Source organism: Enterobacter sp. 4974935, from assembly GCF_058661735.1.
Window position 1 is genome coordinate 331211 of the sequence record NZ_JBZWGT010000003.1, and the last position, 16665, is coordinate 347875.

Sequence of the window (16665 nt, forward strand, 5' to 3'; positions counted from 1 at the left end):
GAGATTTAAATGGCACATAAAAAGGCTGGCGGCTCCACACGTAACGGTCGCGATTCAGAAGCTAAACGCCTGGGCGTTAAGCGTTTCGGTGGCGAATCCGTTCTGGCGGGTAGCATCATCGTTCGTCAGCGTGGCACCAAGTTCCACGCGGGTACCAACGTAGGTTGCGGTCGTGACCACACTCTGTTTGCTAAAGCAGACGGTAAAGTGAAATTTGAAGTTAAAGGCCCGAACAACCGTAAATACATCAGCATCGTTGCTGAGTAAGGTTTTCTCGGTCCGGTAACGGATTAAAGCCCCGCAACGTGTTGCGGGGCTTTTTACATTGGAAACCCGGAAAATTTTCTGTAGGGAAAACGGGCATGAAGCAGCAGGCCGGCATTGGTATTCTTTTGGCGCTCACTACCGCAATGTGCTGGGGTGCACTGCCAATTGCAATGAAGCAGGTACTGGAAGTGATGGAACCGCCCACGGTGGTGTTTTATCGCTTCCTGATGGCAAGTATAGGCCTGGGCGCCATTCTGGCCGTCAAAGGTAAGCTGCCACCGCTGCGCATCTTCCGAAAACCGCGCTGGCTGGTGTTACTGGCTATCGCGACGGGCGGTCTGTTCGGTAACTTCATTCTGTTCAGCTCTTCCCTGCAATATCTTAGCCCTACAGCGTCGCAGGTGATTGGTCAGCTATCACCGGTCGGCATGATGGTCGCCAGCGTATTCATCCTCAAGGAGAAGATGCGCGGTACGCAGATCATCGGGGCAAGCATGTTGCTTTGCGGTCTGGTGATGTTCTTTAACACCAGTCTGATCGAGATTTTTACCCGCCTGACGGATTACACCTGGGGTGTCATTTTTGGGGTGGGTGCAGCAACGGTCTGGGTGAGTTATGGCGTCGCGCAAAAGGTGTTATTGCGTCGACTTGCCTCACAGCAGATCCTCTTTTTGCTGTACACTTTGTGTACACTGGCATTATTGCCGTTAGCTAAGCCGGGGGTGATTACCCAGCTCAGCGACTGGCAACTGGCGTGCCTCTTTTTTTGTGGGCTGAACACGCTGGTCGGTTATGGCGCGCTGGCTGAAGCCATGGCGCGCTGGCAGGCAGCACAGGTGAGCGCCTTAATCACGCTTACCCCGCTGTTTACGCTGTTATTTTCAGATTTGTTATCAATGGCCTGGCCCGATGTCTTCGTCAAGCCGATGCTCAACCTGTTGGGTTATCTCGGTGCGTTTGTCGTGGTTGCGGGCGCGATGTATTCCGCCATTGGTCATCGTCTCTGGGGGCGTTGGCGCAAAAATGAAGCGGTTGTAATAGTCCCCCGCTCAGGCGAATGAGTTACGGAGAGTAAAATGAAGTTTGTTGATGAAGCGACGATTCTGGTCGTGGCAGGTGATGGCGGTAACGGTTGTGTAAGCTTCCGCCGTGAAAAATATATTCCTCGTGGCGGTCCTGACGGCGGTGACGGTGGGGACGGTGGCGACGTGTGGCTGGAGGCGGATGAAAACCTCAACACGCTGATCGACTACCGTTTCGAAAAATCTTTCCGCGCCGAACGTGGGCAGAATGGCCAGAGCCGCGACTGTACCGGTAAACGCGGTAAAGACGTGACGATCAAAGTGCCGGTAGGTACGCGTGTCATCGATCAGGGCACGGGCGAAACCATGGGTGATATGACCAAACACGGTCAGCGCCTGATGGTGGCGAAAGGCGGCTGGCACGGTCTGGGTAACAGCCGTTTCAAATCTTCCGTTAACCGTACCCCGCGTCAGAAAACCATGGGTACCCCGGGTGATAAGCGCGACCTGCAACTGGAACTGATGCTGCTGGCGGATGTGGGGATGCTGGGTATGCCAAACGCCGGTAAATCGACGTTTATCCGTGCGGTCTCTGCGGCGAAACCAAAAGTGGCGGATTATCCGTTTACGACACTGGTACCGAGCCTGGGCGTTGTCCGTATGGATAACGAGAAGAGCTTCGTGGTCGCTGACATCCCGGGTCTGATTGAAGGGGCAGCAGAAGGCGCCGGTCTGGGGATTCGCTTCCTGAAGCACCTTGAGCGTTGTCGCGTACTGTTGCACCTCATCGACATCGATCCAATCGACGGTTCCGATCCGGTTGAAAACGCCCGTATCATTATCGGTGAGCTGGAGAAATACAGTGAAAAACTGGCGCAAAAACCGCGCTGGCTGGTATTTAACAAGATCGACCTGATGGATAAAGCGGAAGCTGAAGCGAAAGCTAAAGCGATTGCCGAAGCGATGGGTTGGGAAGATAAGTACTACCTGATCTCTGCCGCCAGCCAGGTTGGCGTGAAAGATCTCTGCTGGGATGTGATGACCTTTATCATCGAGAATCCGGTTGTTCAGGCAGAAGAGGCGAAACAGCCTGAAAAAGTCGAATTCATGTGGGATGACTACCACCGCCAGCAGCTCGAAGAGCTGGAAGCGGAAGAAGATGATGAAGACTGGGACGATGACTGGGATGAAGACGACGAAGAAGGCGTCGAGTTCATCTACAAGCACTAACCTCAGTATAAAGCCCCTTAACGGGGCTTTTTTTTATCCTATTTTCGCCGGTAACCAACAGCTGGCGATGAGGCCGCCCGCAGCGCCATTCTCCAGCGTTAAATGGCCATGATGGAGCTGTACGATACGCTGTACGATGCTCAGCCCAAGGCCGCTGCCGCCGTAGCGCTGGTCGAGACGTCGGAAAGGTTCGGTGATCGACTGGCGGTGTGCCTCATCAATACCCGGCCCCTGATCGGTAACGCTCACCCGGGTACCGCTTTCCGTCGCTGTTAATGCCACTTCAATGGTTGTGCCTGCCGGGCTGTAGCGGGCGGCATTCTCCAGAAGGTTCCTTAGCATCAGACGTAACAGGACGGCGTCCCCCTGAACCGTCAGCGCGCTGTGGGCCGGCCATATCACCGTATGCTCTTTGGCTTCATGCTCCAGGCTAAGCGGAGCAATGATCGTCTCAGTCCAGTTCACGGTATCGTAATGGCCGCTGGCCATCGCCTGTCCGGCACGCGCCAGCATCAGCAGCTGTTCCACCGTGTGCATCAACTGATCGATCCGGTTTATCAGTGGCGTGGCCTGCGGGGAACCGGACTGAGCCATCAGTTCCAGATGGAGCCTGATCCCCGCAAGCGGCGTACGTAACTCGTGTGCCGCATCGGCGGTAAACAGGCGTTCCTGTTGAATAGTGTGGTCCAGCCGGGCGAGGAGTTGATTGAGCGATGTGGTCACAGCGCCTATCTCTTCCATATCAGAATACATCGGCAGGGGAGTCAGATTATCCGCCGAACGGTTCGCAAGGCTGACGCGAAGTTTGTTGAGTGGTCGGGTGATCCAGGTGACGGCCCAGAATGAGAAGAACAGGGTAAAACCGACCATCACCAGAGAAGGAACCAGCAGGGAGGCAATGGCTTCGCGGATCTCTTTTTCGACATGGTTGTTGCGCGCTTTCGCAGACAACGTTTCGTTCACCAGAAAACCGATTTGCTCGCGGCTCTCATGCCACAGCCAGACTACGCTAACCAGTTGAAAAAATAGCAGTATAACCGCCAGCAACACCATTAATCGCCGGCGCATACTGTTCATTTCTGGCTCTCCAGACGGTAACCCACGCCACGTACGGTTTTGATGCGATCTTTACCGAGCTTGCGGCGCAGATTATGAATGTGAACTTCAAGCGTGTTTGATCCTGGATCGTCCTGCCAGGAGTAGATGTCCTGTTGCAGCGTTTCACGGTGCACGGTCTGCCCGCTGCGCATGATCAGACGCGTCAGCAGAGCGAACTCTTTTGGGGTCACTTCCACAGGCTGAGACTGGCGCAGCACCTGCTGAGTTTGCAGATTGAGGGTGATATCCCCGTCCGTCAGCAGGTTGTCGCTGTGGCCCTGATAGCGGCGGATTAACGCCCGTACGCGAGCCTGTAGCTCGGCAAGGGCGAAGGGTTTTACCAGATAATCGTCAGCGCCAGAATCCAGCCCGTTAATTCTGTCTTCAATGGCATCGCGGGCGGTGAGAATCAATACGGGATTCTCCACTCCGCGACGACGCCACTGGCAGAGCAGCGTCGCGCCGTCTTTATCCGGCAGTCCCAAATCCAGAATCACAAGGCTGTATTCTCCGCTCTGGATCAAGGCATCTGCTTCAGCCGCCGTGGCGGCACAATCCAGGGCGTAGCCCTCATTCCCCAGTGCCAGCGCTAACCCTTCCTGTAATAACAGATCGTCTTCAACTATCAGTAGTTTCATCGCTAGTTATTCTGGTAGATGTCCTTATAGAGCCTGCTTTCGAAACGCACCAGTGGAATACGACGATTGCGCTGGTCAGCCGGTTCGACGGCATAGCCGGAAAGATACTGCACAAAGGCCATGCGTTGCCCGCTGGCTGTCGTGATAAAACCGGCAAGGTTGTAAACGCCCTGCAGGGAACCCGTTTTGGCTGACACTTTGCCATCCACGCCTGCAGCGTGAAGGCCCGCACGGTACTGAAGTGACCCATCGTGTCCGGCGAGCGGCAGCATTGTAATAAAGTTTAGCTCAGCGTCATGCTGAGCGATGTACTGCAACACCTGCATCATGGTGGCCGGTGAGATCAGGTTATGGCGCGATAAACCAGAACCGTCGACAGCGATCGTATTGCCCAGATCGATACCCGCCTGCTGGCGCAGGATCTGACGTACGGCATCAGAACCGGCCCGCCAGGTTCCTGGCACACCAAAGCGCGCGTGCCCGATCATACGGAACACCGTGTCGGCAATCATGTTATCCGACTTTTTCAGCATAATCTTAAGCAAATCATGCAGTGGCGCGGACTGTTTACTGGCAATCACCGTGCCTGGTTCATTCACCTGCGTCTGGCGCAGCAGCGTTCCGGTGTAGGTTATGCCCGCCTGCTTCAGTTCATCTTTAAAAATGGCACCGGCATAGCCTGCGCCATCCTGAATGGCAAAGGCCAGCGGGAGGGGATCGGCCCGCTGGGTCAGGCAGCCGGTGAGCGTATAGCGATTGAGATCGCCCGGTACCACGTCGAGCTCACAATACTGCGCCTCCGGGGAGCCTTTCGCCAGCGTCCGCACCTGGCTGAACATCGTGACCGGGTAGTAAGACGCCACGCGGATAAACGCTAAGTCATTGGGTTTTGGCGCGCTGTAAAGCGATACGGAGAAGCAGTTACGGTCAACGATGGCGGCGGCTGGCGGGGCGCTAAAGCACTGCGTCATGTCGTTCCATGGCCAGCCAGGCGCTTTATCGTGGCTGGCGAAAATGGAGGTGTCGATCAGCACGTTGCCATCAATTTTTGTTACGCCGGATTTTTTCAGTACCGCCACCATGTTGCGGACATCCTGGCGCTTAAAGGTGGGATCGCCACCAAAACGGGCGATAAGATCGCCTTTCAGTTCGCCACCCTCAACGTTACCTCTGGTTTCAAGGGTGGTAGTAAAACGGAAGTCAGGCCCGAGCTGGAGCAGGGCGGCGAGGGCAGTGATCACCTTCTGGGTACTGGCAGGCAGCGCCATCTGTTGACTGTGATAGTCAATCTCGGGAGCCTGCGCGCCAACCTTCTGCACCATCAGGGCAAGGTTCGCGCCGGCGGGCAGTTGATTAATGTACTCATCAACATTCGCGGCCTGAACGGTGAACGTTATACTGGTAGTCAATCCGATGATAAAACTGGAAAATCGCATAATCTCGCGCTAACAACCCGAAAACAAACCGTCATACTACGGTGCATGGCACTGTAAAGTAAACGATGACCCATAGTGAACTTCGCGGTAAAATGCGTATCAAATTGAAAAATTGCTGCTGACCTGGGGCGTTGCTCCCGGGTCGGTTTTCTTTTTGCTTCTGGCCTGTTCAGGTGGGCTGGAGCAGGGAACACTGCTCCCAACAGGAATGTTTAAGAGGTATAACAAATGCAAGCTATTCCGATGACCTTACGTGGTGCCGAAAAACTGCGCGAAGAGCTGGATTTTCTGAAATCCGTACGTCGCCCTGAAATCATCGCCGCTATCGCGGATGCGCGTGAGCATGGCGACCTGAAAGAGAATGCTGAATACCACGCGGCGCGTGAGCAGCAGGGTTTCTGCGAGGGGCGCATCAAAGATATCGAAGCGAAACTGTCCAACGCGCAGGTTATCGATATCACTAAAATGCCAAACAACGGTCGCGTGATCTTCGGCTCTACCGTCACCGTCCTGAATCTGGACAACGACGAAGAGCAAACCTATCGCATCGTGGGTGATGATGAAGCGGACTTCAAACAGAACCTGATTTCGGTGAACTCCCCGATTGCTCGCGGCCTGATTGGCAAAGAGCAGGATGATGTTGTGACTATCCGCACCCCGGGTGGCGAAGTGGAATACGAAATTATTAAGGTTGAATACCTGTAATTCGCTTCTCTTCTAAGATGTTGATACATTGTAAAGAAAAGAAAAAGGCCGCATAGCGGCCTTTTATCAACTCAAGGAGCATGGCATTTTGCTCGCCTGCTGTAAGAAATCCCTCGTTTCACACAGAAAATGTGTTTGATTCAGGATATCCTTAACGTGGCAGCGAGATTTTGCGCTCTTTAGATGGGCGATAGAGCACCAGCGTTTTACCGATGACCTGTACATTACAGGCGCCGGTTTCGCGCACGATGGCTTCCACGATCAGGTTTTTAGTGTCTCTGTCTTCAGAGGCGATTTTCACCTTGATCAGCTCGTGGTGTTCCAGCGCTTGTTCAATCTCGGCAAGCACCCCTTCGGTCAAACCATTGTTGCCAAGCATCACTACAGGCTTGAGCGGATGTGCCAGACCTTTAAGGTGCTGTTTTTGTTTAGTACTCAGATTCATCGTATATTTTTGCTTACGTTGGGATTGAAAACGGTTCATTCTACCGCCATCTCCCTAATATCGCCAAATAGCTGCGTAGAAATTTACGTCACAGGCAAGTAACGATGAACCAGGACGGAAATGTTAAATGACAGGTAAAAAGCGTTCTGCCAGCTCCAGCCGCTGGCTTCAGGAACACTTTAGCGATAAATATGTTCAACAGGCGCAGAAAAAGGGGTTACGTTCCCGCGCCTGGTTTAAACTTGATGAAATACAGCAAAGTGACAAACTTTTTAAACCGGGAATGACGGTGGTCGACCTCGGTGCGGCACCTGGCGGATGGTCCCAGTATGCGGTTACGCAGATCGGCGGAACGGGCCGAATCATCGCATGCGATCTTTTACCAATGGATCCCATCGTCGGTGTCGACTTCCTTCAGGGCGACTTTCGTGATGAATTAGTGCTTAAAGCATTACTTGATCGTGTAGGTGACAGTAAGGTCCAGGTTGTCATGTCGGATATGGCACCAAATATGTGTGGAACACCGGCGGTGGATATCCCCCGCGCCATGTATCTGGTGGAACTAGCGTTAGAAATGTGTCGTGATGTACTAGCGCCTGGTGGTAGTTTTGTTGTGAAGGTGTTTCAGGGCGAAGGTTTCGAGGAGTATCTTAAGGAAATTCGCTCCCTGTTTGCGAAGGTCAAAGTTCGTAAGCCGGACTCTTCCCGGGCCCGTTCCCGTGAAGTGTATATTGTAGCGACCGGGCGAAAATGATAACCGGTAGATTTCAGGCGAAAGTTTGAATGAAACTGGATATAGAGTATCCTGACGCTGTTTTTAACACAGTTGTAATATGAGGTTAATCCCTTGAGTGACATGGCGAAAAACCTAATACTCTGGCTGGTCATTGCCGTTGTGCTGATGTCAGTTTTCCAGAGCTTTGGGCCCAGCGAGTCGAATGGCCGCAAGGTGGATTATTCTACCTTCCTGCAAGAGGTCAATCAGGACCAGGTTCGCGAAGCGCGTATCAACGGACGTGAGATCAACGTTACCAAGAAAGATAGTAACCGTTACACGACTTACATCCCGGTGAACGATCCTAAGCTGCTTGATAACCTTCTGACCAAAAACGTCAAAGTGGTAGGCGAGCCGCCGGAAGAACCAAGCCTGTTGGCTTCTATCTTCATTTCCTGGTTCCCGATGCTGCTTCTTATCGGTGTCTGGATCTTCTTTATGCGCCAGATGCAGGGCGGTGGTGGCAAAGGTGCCATGTCGTTCGGTAAGAGCAAGGCGCGTATGCTGACGGAAGACCAGATCAAGACCACCTTTGCTGACGTAGCAGGTTGTGACGAAGCAAAAGAAGAGGTGGGTGAACTGGTTGAATACCTGCGCGAGCCGAGCCGTTTCCAGAAACTGGGCGGTAAGATCCCGAAAGGCGTCCTGATGGTCGGCCCTCCGGGTACCGGTAAAACCCTGCTGGCAAAAGCCATCGCGGGTGAAGCGAAGGTCCCGTTCTTTACTATTTCAGGTTCTGACTTCGTTGAAATGTTCGTGGGTGTCGGTGCATCTCGTGTGCGTGACATGTTCGAGCAGGCTAAGAAGGCAGCACCGTGCATCATCTTCATCGATGAAATCGACGCCGTTGGCCGCCAGCGTGGCGCAGGCCTGGGCGGTGGTCACGATGAACGTGAGCAGACCCTGAACCAGATGCTGGTTGAAATGGACGGCTTTGAAGGTAACGAAGGTATCATCGTTATCGCGGCAACTAACCGTCCAGACGTACTCGACCCTGCGCTGCTGCGTCCAGGCCGTTTCGACCGTCAGGTTGTGGTCGGTCTGCCGGATGTTCGTGGTCGTGAACAGATCCTGAAAGTGCATATGCGTCGCGTACCGCTGGCACCAGATATCGACGCGGCAATCATCGCGCGTGGTACTCCAGGCTTCTCCGGTGCGGATCTGGCTAACCTGGTCAACGAGGCAGCACTGTTTGCCGCTCGCGGTAACAAGCGTGTAGTGTCCATGGTGGAATTTGAGAAAGCGAAAGACAAAATCATGATGGGTGCGGAACGTCGCTCCATGGTGATGACGGAAGCGCAGAAAGAGTCCACGGCATATCACGAAGCGGGCCACGCGATTATCGGTCGTCTGGTGCCGGAACACGATCCGGTACACAAGGTGACGATCATTCCACGCGGTCGTGCGTTGGGTGTGACCTTCTTCCTGCCTGAAGGCGACGCGATCAGCGCCAGCCGTCAGAAGCTGGAAAGTCAGATTTCAACCCTGTACGGCGGTCGTCTGGCAGAAGAGATCATCTACGGTGCGGAACATGTTTCCACCGGTGCGTCGAACGATATTAAAGTGGCGACAAACCTGGCACGTAACATGGTGACCCAGTGGGGCTTCTCCGACAAACTCGGTCCGCTGCTCTATGCAGAAGAAGAGGGCGAAGTATTCCTGGGCCGCTCCGTGGCAAAAGCGAAACATATGTCCGATGAAACGGCTCGTATCATCGACCAGGAAGTGAAAGCGCTGATTGAGCGTAACTACGCTCGCGCCCGTCAGATCCTGAATGACAATATGGACATCCTGCATTCGATGAAAGATGCGCTCATGAAATATGAGACCATCGATGCGCCGCAGATTGACGACTTGATGGCTCGCCGCGAAGTGCGTCCGCCAGCAGGCTGGGAAGACCCCGGCGCGTCTAACAATTCTGACAACAATGGCACCCCGCGTGCACCGCGTCCGGTCGATGAACCGCGTACGCCAAACCCGGGCAACACCATGTCAGAGCAGTTGGGCGACAAGTAAGTCACTGCTGTTGAAGCGTTTGTCTGTACATCAAACCCTGGAGCGTGCTCCGGGGTTTTTCTTTTTTATATAAACATGCAAATAACAGGGATTTAGCCATGAAACTCTTCGCCCAGGACTCGCATCTCGACCTTTCACATCCGCATGTGATGGGGATCCTGAATGTCACGCCTGATTCCTTCTCTGACGGCGGCACGCATAACTCGCTTATCGACGCGGTTAAACACGCGAATTTAATGATCAACGCGGGTGCCACCATCATTGACGTTGGAGGGGAGTCAACGCGGCCTGGCGCGGCGGAGGTTTCGGTGGAAGAAGAGCTGGCGCGCGTGGTGCCGGTGGTGGAGGCTATCGCCCGGCGCTTTGAAGTGTGGATCTCTGTTGATACCTCCAAACCCGAAGTGATCCGTGAAGTGGCGAGAGTGGGTGCTCACATTATTAATGATATCCGCTCGCTGACCGAGCCGGGCGCAATTGAAGCCGCCGCTGAAACCGGGCTACCTGTGTGTCTGATGCATATGCAGGGCCAGCCTAAGACAATGCAGGAGGCGCCGAAATATGAAGATGTGTTTGACGACGTCACCCGCTTCTTTATTGAGCATATCGAACGCTGTGAACGTGCGGGTATCGCAAAAGAGAAATTGCTGCTCGACCCGGGCTTCGGTTTCGGTAAAAATCTCTCACACAATTACGCGTTGCTTGCGCGCTTATCAGAGTTTCATCAGTTCGGCCTGCCACTGCTGGTGGGAATGTCGAGAAAATCGATGATTGGTCAGTTGTTGAATGTCGGGCCGAACGAACGTCTGAGCGGCAGTCTGGCCTGCGCGGTGATTGCCGCGATGCAAGGTGCACACATCATTCGCGTCCATGACGTAAAAGAAACAGTAGAAGCCATGCGTGTGGTGGAAGCCACACTGGCAGCGAAGGAAAACAAACGCTATGAGTAATCGTAAATATTTTGGTACCGATGGCATCCGTGGGCGCGTAGGCGATGCGCCAATTACCCCTGACTTTGTCCTGAAGCTGGGCTGGGCGGCGGGTAAGGTACTGGCGCGTCATGGCTCCCGTAAGATCATTATTGGTAAAGATACCCGTATTTCGGGTTATATGCTTGAGTCCGCGCTGGAAGCCGGGCTGGCGGCGGCGGGGCTTTCAGCTTCCTTTACGGGGCCAATGCCGACCCCTGCTGTTGCCTATCTGACTCGTACCTTCCGTGCGGAAGCGGGCATCGTCATTTCAGCTTCTCATAATCCGTTCTATGACAACGGTATCAAATTCTTCTCCATCGACGGCACTAAACTGCCGGATGACGTGGAAGAGGCGATTGAAGCGGAAATGGAGAAAGAGATCACCTGTGTCGACTCCGCTGAGTTGGGTAAAGCCAACCGTATTGTCGATGCCGCAGGCCGCTACATTGAATTCTGCAAAGGCACGTTCCCGAATGAACTGAGCCTGGCACACCTCAAAATTGTGGTGGACTGTGCAAATGGTGCGACCTATCACATTGCGCCGAATGTTTTCCGCGAGCTGGGTGCGAAAGTGATCACCATCGGCTGCGAGCCGGACGGTCTGAACATCAATGAAGAAGTCGGCGCGACAGACGTGCGTGCCTTGCAGGCGCGTGTACTGGCTGAAAAAGCCGATCTGGGTATTGCCCTGGATGGCGATGGCGATCGTGTGATCATGGTTGACCACGAAGGTAACAAGGTCGACGGGGATCAGATCCTCTACATCATTGCGCGTGAAGGCCTGCGTCAGGGGCAACTGCGCGGTGGCGCGGTGGGCACGCTGATGAGCAATATGGGTCTGGAGCTGGCGCTGAAACAGCTGGGCATCCCGTTTGTTCGCGCGAAAGTGGGTGACCGCTACGTGCTGGAAAAACTTCAGGAAAAAGGCTGGCGCATTGGCGCGGAAAACTCCGGCCACGTGATCCTGCTCGATAAAACCACCACCGGTGACGGCATTGTGGCGGCGCTTCAGGTTGTTGCCGCGATGGCGCGTAACCATATGAGCCTGCACGATCTGTGCAGCGGCATGAAAATGTTCCCGCAGATCCTGGTGAACGTGCGTTTCACCGCTGGTAAAGGCGACCCGCTGGAAAATGATAACGTGAAAGCGGTGATGGCAGAGGTGGAAGCGACGCTTGGCAGCCGTGGACGCGTCCTGCTGCGTAAGTCGGGTACCGAGCCGCTGATCCGCGTGATGGTGGAAGGTGAAGACGAAGCGCAGGTAACTGAATTTGCGCACCGCATTGCGGATGCAGTGAAAGCTGCATAATCTTTCAGAATAAGTGTTTAAAAAGGCGGCGTTTGCCGCCTTTGTTTTAAGCAATTAATGGCTTTTTGCTGTTTTTTTCCGCAGTTGATACAATGCCTCGAAAATGCCCTTGCGAAGGTGATTCGCTTTGGTTAGTATTCACACCCGCTTCAGTGGGAAACAAAATCCTGCTAATTGGTCGAAGCATTGGTATGCGGCAAATCCGCAAGGAACAGGTTGATTATGTACGAAGCTCTTTTAGTTATTTTCCTTATTGTAGCCATCGCTCTCGTAGCGCTGATTATGCTGCAGCAAGGTAAAGGCGCTGATATGGGAGCCTCCTTCGGAGCAGGCGCTTCCGGTACGCTGTTCGGTTCAAGTGGTTCTGCGAACTTCATGACCCGTACGACGGCGATCCTGGCTACGCTGTTCTTCATCATCAGTCTGGTGCTGGGCAATATCAACAGCAACAAGACCAGTAAAGGAAGCGAGTGGGAAAATCTGAGCGCGCCAGCAAAAACTGAGCAAACTCAGCCAGCTGCACCGGCTAAGCCAACCAGCGATATCCCGCAGTAAGTATTCAGTACCGAGGTGGTGGAATTGGTAGACACGCTACCTTGAGGTGGTAGTGCCCTAACGGGCTTGTGGGTTCGAGTCCCATCCTCGGTACCAATATTCCAGAAGAAAGACGTCGCAAGACGTCTTTTTTTTCGTCTGTACATTCTGTGTTTCCGATCTATTGTAGGGCGGGTAAGCGCAGCGCCGCCCGCCGTTTTGCCCGATGGCGCTGCGCTTACCGGGCCTACGAAGACCACAAAAAAGGCGCCCATTAGGCGCCTTTTGCATGTCTTGCTGTCGATTACTTCTTATCGCTGTGTTCCAGGTTCTCAACCTGCGGCAGACCATTACCGGAATTCGCGGAGAGCAGGCCATTCTCAACATAGTTGAACAGCTTCTCACGGGTATCGGTGATGTCCAGGTTACGCATGGTCAGCTGGCCAATACGATCGTCCGGAGAGAATACTGACTCACCTTTCTCCATGGTCAGACGCTCTGCTTTATAGGTCAGGTTGTCAGACACGGTATTGAGGATGGAGTAATCATTGCCGCGACGCAGTTCCAGCGTCACTTCGCCGGTGATTGCGCTCGCCACCCAACGTTGCAGGGCGTCACGCAGCATCAGCGCCTGTGGATCAAACCAGCGACCCTGATACAGCAGTTTGCCCAGCTGACGGCCATGAGCGTGATACTGCTCAATGGTGTCTTCGTTGTGAATACCGGTCAGCAGACGCTCGTAAGCGATGTGCAGCAGCGCCATCCCCGGAGCTTCGTAAATGCCACGGCTTTTCGCTTCGATGATACGGTTTTCGATCTGATCGCTCATACCCAGACCGTGACGACCGCCGATGCGGTTTGCTTCCAGCATCAGTTCAACATCGTCTGAGAAGGTTTTACCGTTCAGGGCAACCGGATGACCGCGTTCGAAACGCACGGTCACTTCTTCCGCCGGGATCTTCACGTTCTCATCCCAGAATTTTACGCCCATGATCGGGTTAACAATTTTTACGCTGGAGTTCAGGAATTCCAGGTCTTTCGCTTCGTGCGTCGCACCCAGCATGTTGGAGTCGGTTGAGTAGGCTTTCTCAACGGACATCTTATAGTCAAAGCCGCAGGCAATCATAAACTCAGACATTTCATGACGGCCACCCAGTTCGTCGATGAAGTCGGTATCCAGCCACGGTTTGTAGATCTGCAACTCGGCGTTGGTCAGCAGACCGTAACGATAGAAACGTTCAATATCGTTGCCTTTATAGGTACTGCCATCACCCCAGATGTTCACGCCATCTTCTTTCATGGCGGCGACCAGCATGGTGCCGGTGACAGCACGACCCAGCGGAGTGGTATTAAAATAGGTCAGGCCGCCGGTAGTGTTATGAAAAGCACCGCACTGGATAGCGGCAATGCCTTCAGCGACCAGTTGCTTACGGCAGTCAATCAGACGTGCGTTCTCTGCGCCATACTCCATGGCACGACGAGGGATCGCGTCATAATCTTCCTCGTCCGGCTGACCCAGGTTCGCAGTATATGCATACGGAACCGCTCCCTTCTGGCGCATCCACAGCAGTGCAGCGCTGGTATCCAGGCCGCCTGAGAAAGCGATGCCAATACGTTGTCCTACCGGAAGATGCTTGAGAATCGTCGTCATAGAATAAAACCCTGCTTGATTGACTGATTAGAGACCGCTTTCGCTCTCTTGTGCATTTTTATGCAAAATAAGTGAGTATTCATTTAATCATCTTTTGTCGAAGACCGGAAGAGACTCGTGCGTTTTTTGTAAAAAAATTGGTCTGTTCTGTCTGGCAGAAGCTGGGTTGACAGGTGGGGTCAACTATCAATATACTAAACGCCGATTTTACGTCCCGTCTTCGGTACCAAATCCCAGCATTATTTGCAAATTCTGTCCAAAACGCGTAGAATTTGCCACGTTTCAGGCGCGGGGTGGAGCAGCCTGGTAGCTCGTCGGGCTCATAACCCGAAGGTCGTCGGTTCAAATCCGGCCCCCGCAACCACTTTCCTATAAAGTTCTTTTTCAAATATACTGTGAAGACTTAGAGCCTTCGTAGCTGGATTTGAAAAAATTCTTTCGGAAAGTGCTCCAGGCCACAGTTGTGGCTATAGGGTTCAGTTATCTAAAGCCCCGATTTATCGGGGTTTTTTGTTATCTGACTACAGAATAACTGGGCTTTACGCCCTTTTTTTATGTCTTGGGGGTGGGCTTGTCCACATTAGAGCAAAAATTAACAGAGATGATTACTGCACCGGTCGAAGCACTGGGCTACGAACTGGTCGGCATCGAATTCGTTCGCGGCCGCACATCGACGCTGCGCATCTATATTGATAGTGAAGATGGCATCAATGTTGATGATTGTGCTGATGTCAGCCACCAGGTGAGTGCGGTTCTTGATGTTGAAGATCCGATTACCGTTGCGTACAACCTGGAAGTTTCCTCACCTGGCCTCGATCGTCCGATGTTCACGGCCGAGCACTATGTGCGCTTTACCGGTGAAGAAGTGGCTCTCGTTCTGCGTATGGCCGTACAGAACCGCCGTAAATGGCAGGGAATTATCAAAGCCGTTGATGGTGAAATGATCACGGTGACAGTCGAAGGCAAAGATGAAGTGTTCGCGCTGAGTAATATCCAGAAGGCGAACCTGGTTCCCCACTTTTAACAGTCTGGATTGAGGTGAAAAGCCCGCGATGAACAAAGAAATTTTGGCTGTTGTTGAAGCCGTCTCCAACGAGAAATCACTGCCGCGTGAGAAGATTTTCGAAGCGCTGGAAAGTGCACTGGCTACAGCAACCAAGAAAAAATACGAACAAGAGATCGATGTTCGCGTAGAAATCGATCGTAAAAGCGGTGACTTCGATACATTCCGTCGTTGGGTAATCGTTGAAGAAGTGACCCAACCGACCAAAGAGATCACACTGGAAGCGGCACGTTTTGAAGACGAAAGTCTGAACGTGGGTGACTACGTTGAAGATCAGATTGAATCTGTCACCTTCGACCGTATCACCACCCAGACCGCGAAGCAGGTTATCGTGCAGAAAGTTCGCGAAGCCGAGCGCGCGCTGGTTGTCGATCAGTTCCGCGATCAGGAAGGCGAAATCATCACTGGCGTGGTGAAGAAAGTGAACCGCGATAACATCTCTCTGGAGATCAAATCCGAAGGGCTGCCGGGTAACGCTGAAGCCGTTATCCTGCGTGAAGACATGCTGCCGCGTGAAAACTTCCGCCCAGGCGACCGTATTCGTGGTGTGCTGTATGCCGTACGTCCTGAAGCACGTGGTGCACAGCTGTTCGTGACGCGTTCTAAACCAGAAATGCTGGTTGAACTGTTCCGTATCGAAGTGCCGGAAATCGGCGAAGAAGTTATCGAAATCAAAGCGGCGGCCCGCGATCCGGGCTCCCGTGCGAAAATTGCGGTGAAAACCAACGACAAGCGTATCGACCCGGTCGGTGCTTGCGTCGGTATGCGTGGCGCACGTGTTCAGGCGGTTTCTACCGAACTGGGCGGCGAGCGTATTGATATCGTTCTGTGGGACGACAATCCGGCGCAGTTCGTGATCAACGCAATGGCACCGGCTGATGTGGCGTCTATCGTTGTTGACGAAGACAAACACACCATGGATATCGCTGTAGAAGCGGGCAACCTGGCGCAGGCGATTGGCCGTAACGGTCAGAACGTACGTCTGGCGTCACAGCTGAGCGGCTGGGAACTCAACGTGATGACCGTTGATGACCTTCAGGCCAAGCATCAGGCTGAAGCCCACGCGGCGATCGATACCTTCACCAAATACCTGGACATTGACGAAGACTTCGCCACTGTGCTGGTTGAAGAAGGTTTCTCTACGCTGGAAGAACTGGCCTACGTGCCAATGAAAGAGCTGCTGGAAATTGACGGTCTGGATGAACCAACCGTTGAAGCCCTGCGTGAACGCGCTAAAAACGCACTGACCACCCTGGCGCTGGCTCAGGAAGAAAGCCTTGGCGATAAGAAGCCGGCTGATGACCTGCTGAATCTGGAAGGTCTTGATCGTGCGATTGCGTTCAAGCTGGCTGCCCGTGGTGTTTGTACGCTGGAAGATCTCGCTGAGCAAGGCGTTGATGACCTGGCTGATATCGAAGGTTTAACCGACGAGAAAGCCGGCGAACTCATCATGGCCGCACGTAATATTTGCTGGTTCGGCGACGAAGCGTAATAAACTGTAGCAGGAA

General features: G+C 53.4%; 16 protein-coding genes and 2 tRNA genes. 13 read left to right on the forward strand and 5 right to left on the reverse strand.

All coding sequences use genetic code 11. The annotated features are described in order from the left end of the window. Nucleotides 1-9 precede the first annotated feature (9 nt). The 3 genes from rpmA (at nucleotide 10) to cgtA (ending at nucleotide 2519) form a co-directional block, all read left to right on the forward strand. On the forward strand, nucleotides 10-267 hold the full coding sequence (gene rpmA, locus AC4OVS_RS02760) for a 50S ribosomal protein L27 (RefSeq protein WP_003861831.1): 258 nt from the start codon (nucleotides 10-12) through the stop codon (nucleotides 265-267). Nucleotides 268-362: 95 nt separating this feature from the next. After that, nucleotides 363-1328, forward strand: a complete 966-nt coding sequence (locus AC4OVS_RS02765) for a DMT family transporter (protein WP_063149063.1) — start codon at nucleotides 363-365, stop codon at nucleotides 1326-1328. 15 nt (nucleotides 1329-1343) lie between these two features. Further along, the gene (cgtA, locus tag AC4OVS_RS02770) at nucleotides 1344-2519 is read left to right on the forward strand and encodes an Obg family GTPase CgtA (RefSeq protein WP_003861823.1); all 1176 of its coding nucleotides are present in this window, start codon (nucleotides 1344-1346) and stop codon (nucleotides 2517-2519) included. A 33-nt stretch (nucleotides 2520-2552) separates the two neighbouring features. Here cgtA and pmrB read toward each other — a convergent pair whose 3' ends face one another. From pmrB to dacB, 3 genes are read right to left on the reverse strand one after another with little or no spacing between them, the layout of a single operon-like run. Next, on the reverse strand, nucleotides 2553-3596 hold the full coding sequence (gene pmrB / locus AC4OVS_RS02775) for a two-component system sensor histidine kinase PmrB (RefSeq protein ID WP_491922164.1): 1044 nt from the start codon (nucleotides 3594-3596) through the stop codon (nucleotides 2553-2555). Beyond that, nucleotides 3593-4255 (reverse strand): two-component system response regulator PmrA, encoded by a 663-nt coding sequence (gene pmrA / locus AC4OVS_RS02780; protein WP_003861819.1) that lies wholly within the window; start codon nucleotides 4253-4255, stop codon nucleotides 3593-3595. The genes pmrB and pmrA overlap by 4 nt, the downstream gene beginning before the upstream one ends. Nucleotides 4256-4257: 2 nt before the next feature. After that, nucleotides 4258-5691, reverse strand: coding sequence for a serine-type D-Ala-D-Ala carboxypeptidase (dacB, locus tag AC4OVS_RS02785; protein WP_003861817.1), 1434 nt, complete (start codon nucleotides 5689-5691; stop codon nucleotides 4258-4260). A 228-nt stretch (nucleotides 5692-5919) separates the two neighbouring features. Between dacB and greA the strand changes: the two genes are divergently transcribed. Beyond that, nucleotides 5920-6396, forward strand: a complete 477-nt coding sequence (gene greA, locus AC4OVS_RS02790) for a transcription elongation factor GreA (RefSeq protein WP_014171793.1) — start codon at nucleotides 5920-5922, stop codon at nucleotides 6394-6396. A 151-nt stretch (nucleotides 6397-6547) separates the two neighbouring features. On the opposite strand, the gene yhbY is transcribed toward greA, so the two are convergent. Then, nucleotides 6548-6841 carry a ribosome assembly RNA-binding protein YhbY gene (gene yhbY, locus AC4OVS_RS02795; RefSeq protein WP_003861814.1) on the reverse strand — a complete coding sequence of 98 codons (294 nt, stop codon included), beginning with the start codon at nucleotides 6839-6841 and terminating at the stop codon, nucleotides 6548-6550. 127 nt (nucleotides 6842-6968) lie between these two features. Between yhbY and rlmE the strand changes: the two genes are divergently transcribed. From rlmE to AC4OVS_RS02825, 6 genes are all read left to right on the forward strand, one after another. Beyond that, nucleotides 6969-7595: a 23S rRNA (uridine(2552)-2'-O)-methyltransferase RlmE gene (rlmE, locus tag AC4OVS_RS02800; RefSeq protein WP_003861812.1), complete on the forward strand. Its 627-nt coding sequence runs from the start codon at nucleotides 6969-6971 to the stop codon at nucleotides 7593-7595. A gap of 102 nt (nucleotides 7596-7697) precedes the next feature. After that, on the forward strand, nucleotides 7698-9632 hold the full coding sequence (gene ftsH / locus AC4OVS_RS02805; RefSeq protein WP_003861810.1) for an ATP-dependent zinc metalloprotease FtsH: 1935 nt from the start codon (nucleotides 7698-7700) through the stop codon (nucleotides 9630-9632). A 98-nt stretch (nucleotides 9633-9730) separates the two neighbouring features. Continuing rightward, the gene (gene folP / locus AC4OVS_RS02810) at nucleotides 9731-10579 is read left to right on the forward strand and encodes a dihydropteroate synthase (protein WP_252066308.1); all 849 of its coding nucleotides are present in this window, start codon (nucleotides 9731-9733) and stop codon (nucleotides 10577-10579) included. Continuing rightward, entirely contained in the window at nucleotides 10572-11909 is a 1338-nt protein-coding gene (gene glmM / locus AC4OVS_RS02815; protein WP_003861804.1) for a phosphoglucosamine mutase, read from the forward strand. Before folP ends, glmM begins: the two co-directional genes overlap by 8 nt. 222 nt (nucleotides 11910-12131) lie before the next feature. After that, nucleotides 12132-12464 (forward strand): preprotein translocase subunit SecG, encoded by a 333-nt coding sequence (gene secG, locus AC4OVS_RS02820; RefSeq protein ID WP_003861803.1) that lies wholly within the window; start codon nucleotides 12132-12134, stop codon nucleotides 12462-12464. Nucleotides 12465-12473: 9 nt separating this feature from the next. Continuing rightward, nucleotides 12474-12560 (forward strand) — tRNA-Leu (locus AC4OVS_RS02825). A gap of 187 nt (nucleotides 12561-12747) precedes the next feature. On the opposite strand, the gene argG is transcribed toward AC4OVS_RS02825, so the two are convergent. Then, on the reverse strand, nucleotides 12748-14094 hold the full coding sequence (argG, locus tag AC4OVS_RS02830) for an argininosuccinate synthase (RefSeq protein ID WP_022649518.1): 1347 nt from the start codon (nucleotides 14092-14094) through the stop codon (nucleotides 12748-12750). 287 nt (nucleotides 14095-14381) lie between these two features. Here argG and AC4OVS_RS02835 point away from each other — a divergent pair. The 3 genes from AC4OVS_RS02835 to nusA all read left to right on the forward strand — a co-directional run bounded on the left by AC4OVS_RS02835 (nucleotide 14382) and on the right by nusA (nucleotide 16649). Continuing rightward, nucleotides 14382-14458, forward strand: a tRNA-Met gene (locus tag AC4OVS_RS02835). Between the two features lie 207 nt (nucleotides 14459-14665). Beyond that, nucleotides 14666-15118: a ribosome maturation factor RimP gene (gene rimP, locus AC4OVS_RS02840; protein ID WP_014833432.1), complete on the forward strand. Its 453-nt coding sequence runs from the start codon at nucleotides 14666-14668 to the stop codon at nucleotides 15116-15118. 28 nt (nucleotides 15119-15146) lie between these two features. Continuing rightward, on the forward strand, nucleotides 15147-16649 hold the full coding sequence (gene nusA / locus AC4OVS_RS02845) for a transcription termination factor NusA (protein ID WP_003861798.1): 1503 nt from the start codon (nucleotides 15147-15149) through the stop codon (nucleotides 16647-16649). The last annotated feature ends 16 nt before the right edge of the window (nucleotides 16650-16665 follow it).

Bases quoted from the DNA above. Each gene is read 5' to 3' on its own strand.
- rpmA (WP_003861831.1), top strand. From the start codon at position 10: ATGGCACATAAAAAGGCTGGCGGCTCCACACGTAACGGTCGCGATTCA.
- AC4OVS_RS02765 (WP_063149063.1), top strand. From the start codon at position 363: ATGAAGCAGCAGGCCGGCATTGGTATTCTTTTGGCGCTCACTACCGCA.
- cgtA (WP_003861823.1), top strand. From the start codon at position 1,344: ATGAAGTTTGTTGATGAAGCGACGATTCTGGTCGTGGCAGGTGATGGC.
- pmrB (WP_491922164.1), bottom strand. From the start codon at position 3,596: ATGAACAGTATGCGCCGGCGATTAATGGTGTTGCTGGCGGTTATACTG.
- pmrA (WP_003861819.1), bottom strand. From the start codon at position 4,255: ATGAAACTACTGATAGTTGAAGACGATCTGTTATTACAGGAAGGGTTA.
- dacB (WP_003861817.1), bottom strand. From the start codon at position 5,691: ATGCGATTTTCCAGTTTTATCATCGGATTGACTACCAGTATAACGTTC.
- greA (WP_014171793.1), top strand. From the start codon at position 5,920: ATGCAAGCTATTCCGATGACCTTACGTGGTGCCGAAAAACTGCGCGAA.
- yhbY (WP_003861814.1), bottom strand. From the start codon at position 6,841: ATGAATCTGAGTACTAAACAAAAACAGCACCTTAAAGGTCTGGCACAT.
- rlmE (WP_003861812.1), top strand. From the start codon at position 6,969: ATGACAGGTAAAAAGCGTTCTGCCAGCTCCAGCCGCTGGCTTCAGGAA.
- ftsH (WP_003861810.1), top strand. From the start codon at position 7,698: ATGGCGAAAAACCTAATACTCTGGCTGGTCATTGCCGTTGTGCTGATG.
- folP (WP_252066308.1), top strand. From the start codon at position 9,731: ATGAAACTCTTCGCCCAGGACTCGCATCTCGACCTTTCACATCCGCAT.
- glmM (WP_003861804.1), top strand. From the start codon at position 10,572: ATGAGTAATCGTAAATATTTTGGTACCGATGGCATCCGTGGGCGCGTA.
- secG (WP_003861803.1), top strand. From the start codon at position 12,132: ATGTACGAAGCTCTTTTAGTTATTTTCCTTATTGTAGCCATCGCTCTC.
- argG (WP_022649518.1), bottom strand. From the start codon at position 14,094: ATGACGACGATTCTCAAGCATCTTCCGGTAGGACAACGTATTGGCATC.
- nusA (WP_003861798.1), top strand. From the start codon at position 15,147: ATGAACAAAGAAATTTTGGCTGTTGTTGAAGCCGTCTCCAACGAGAAA.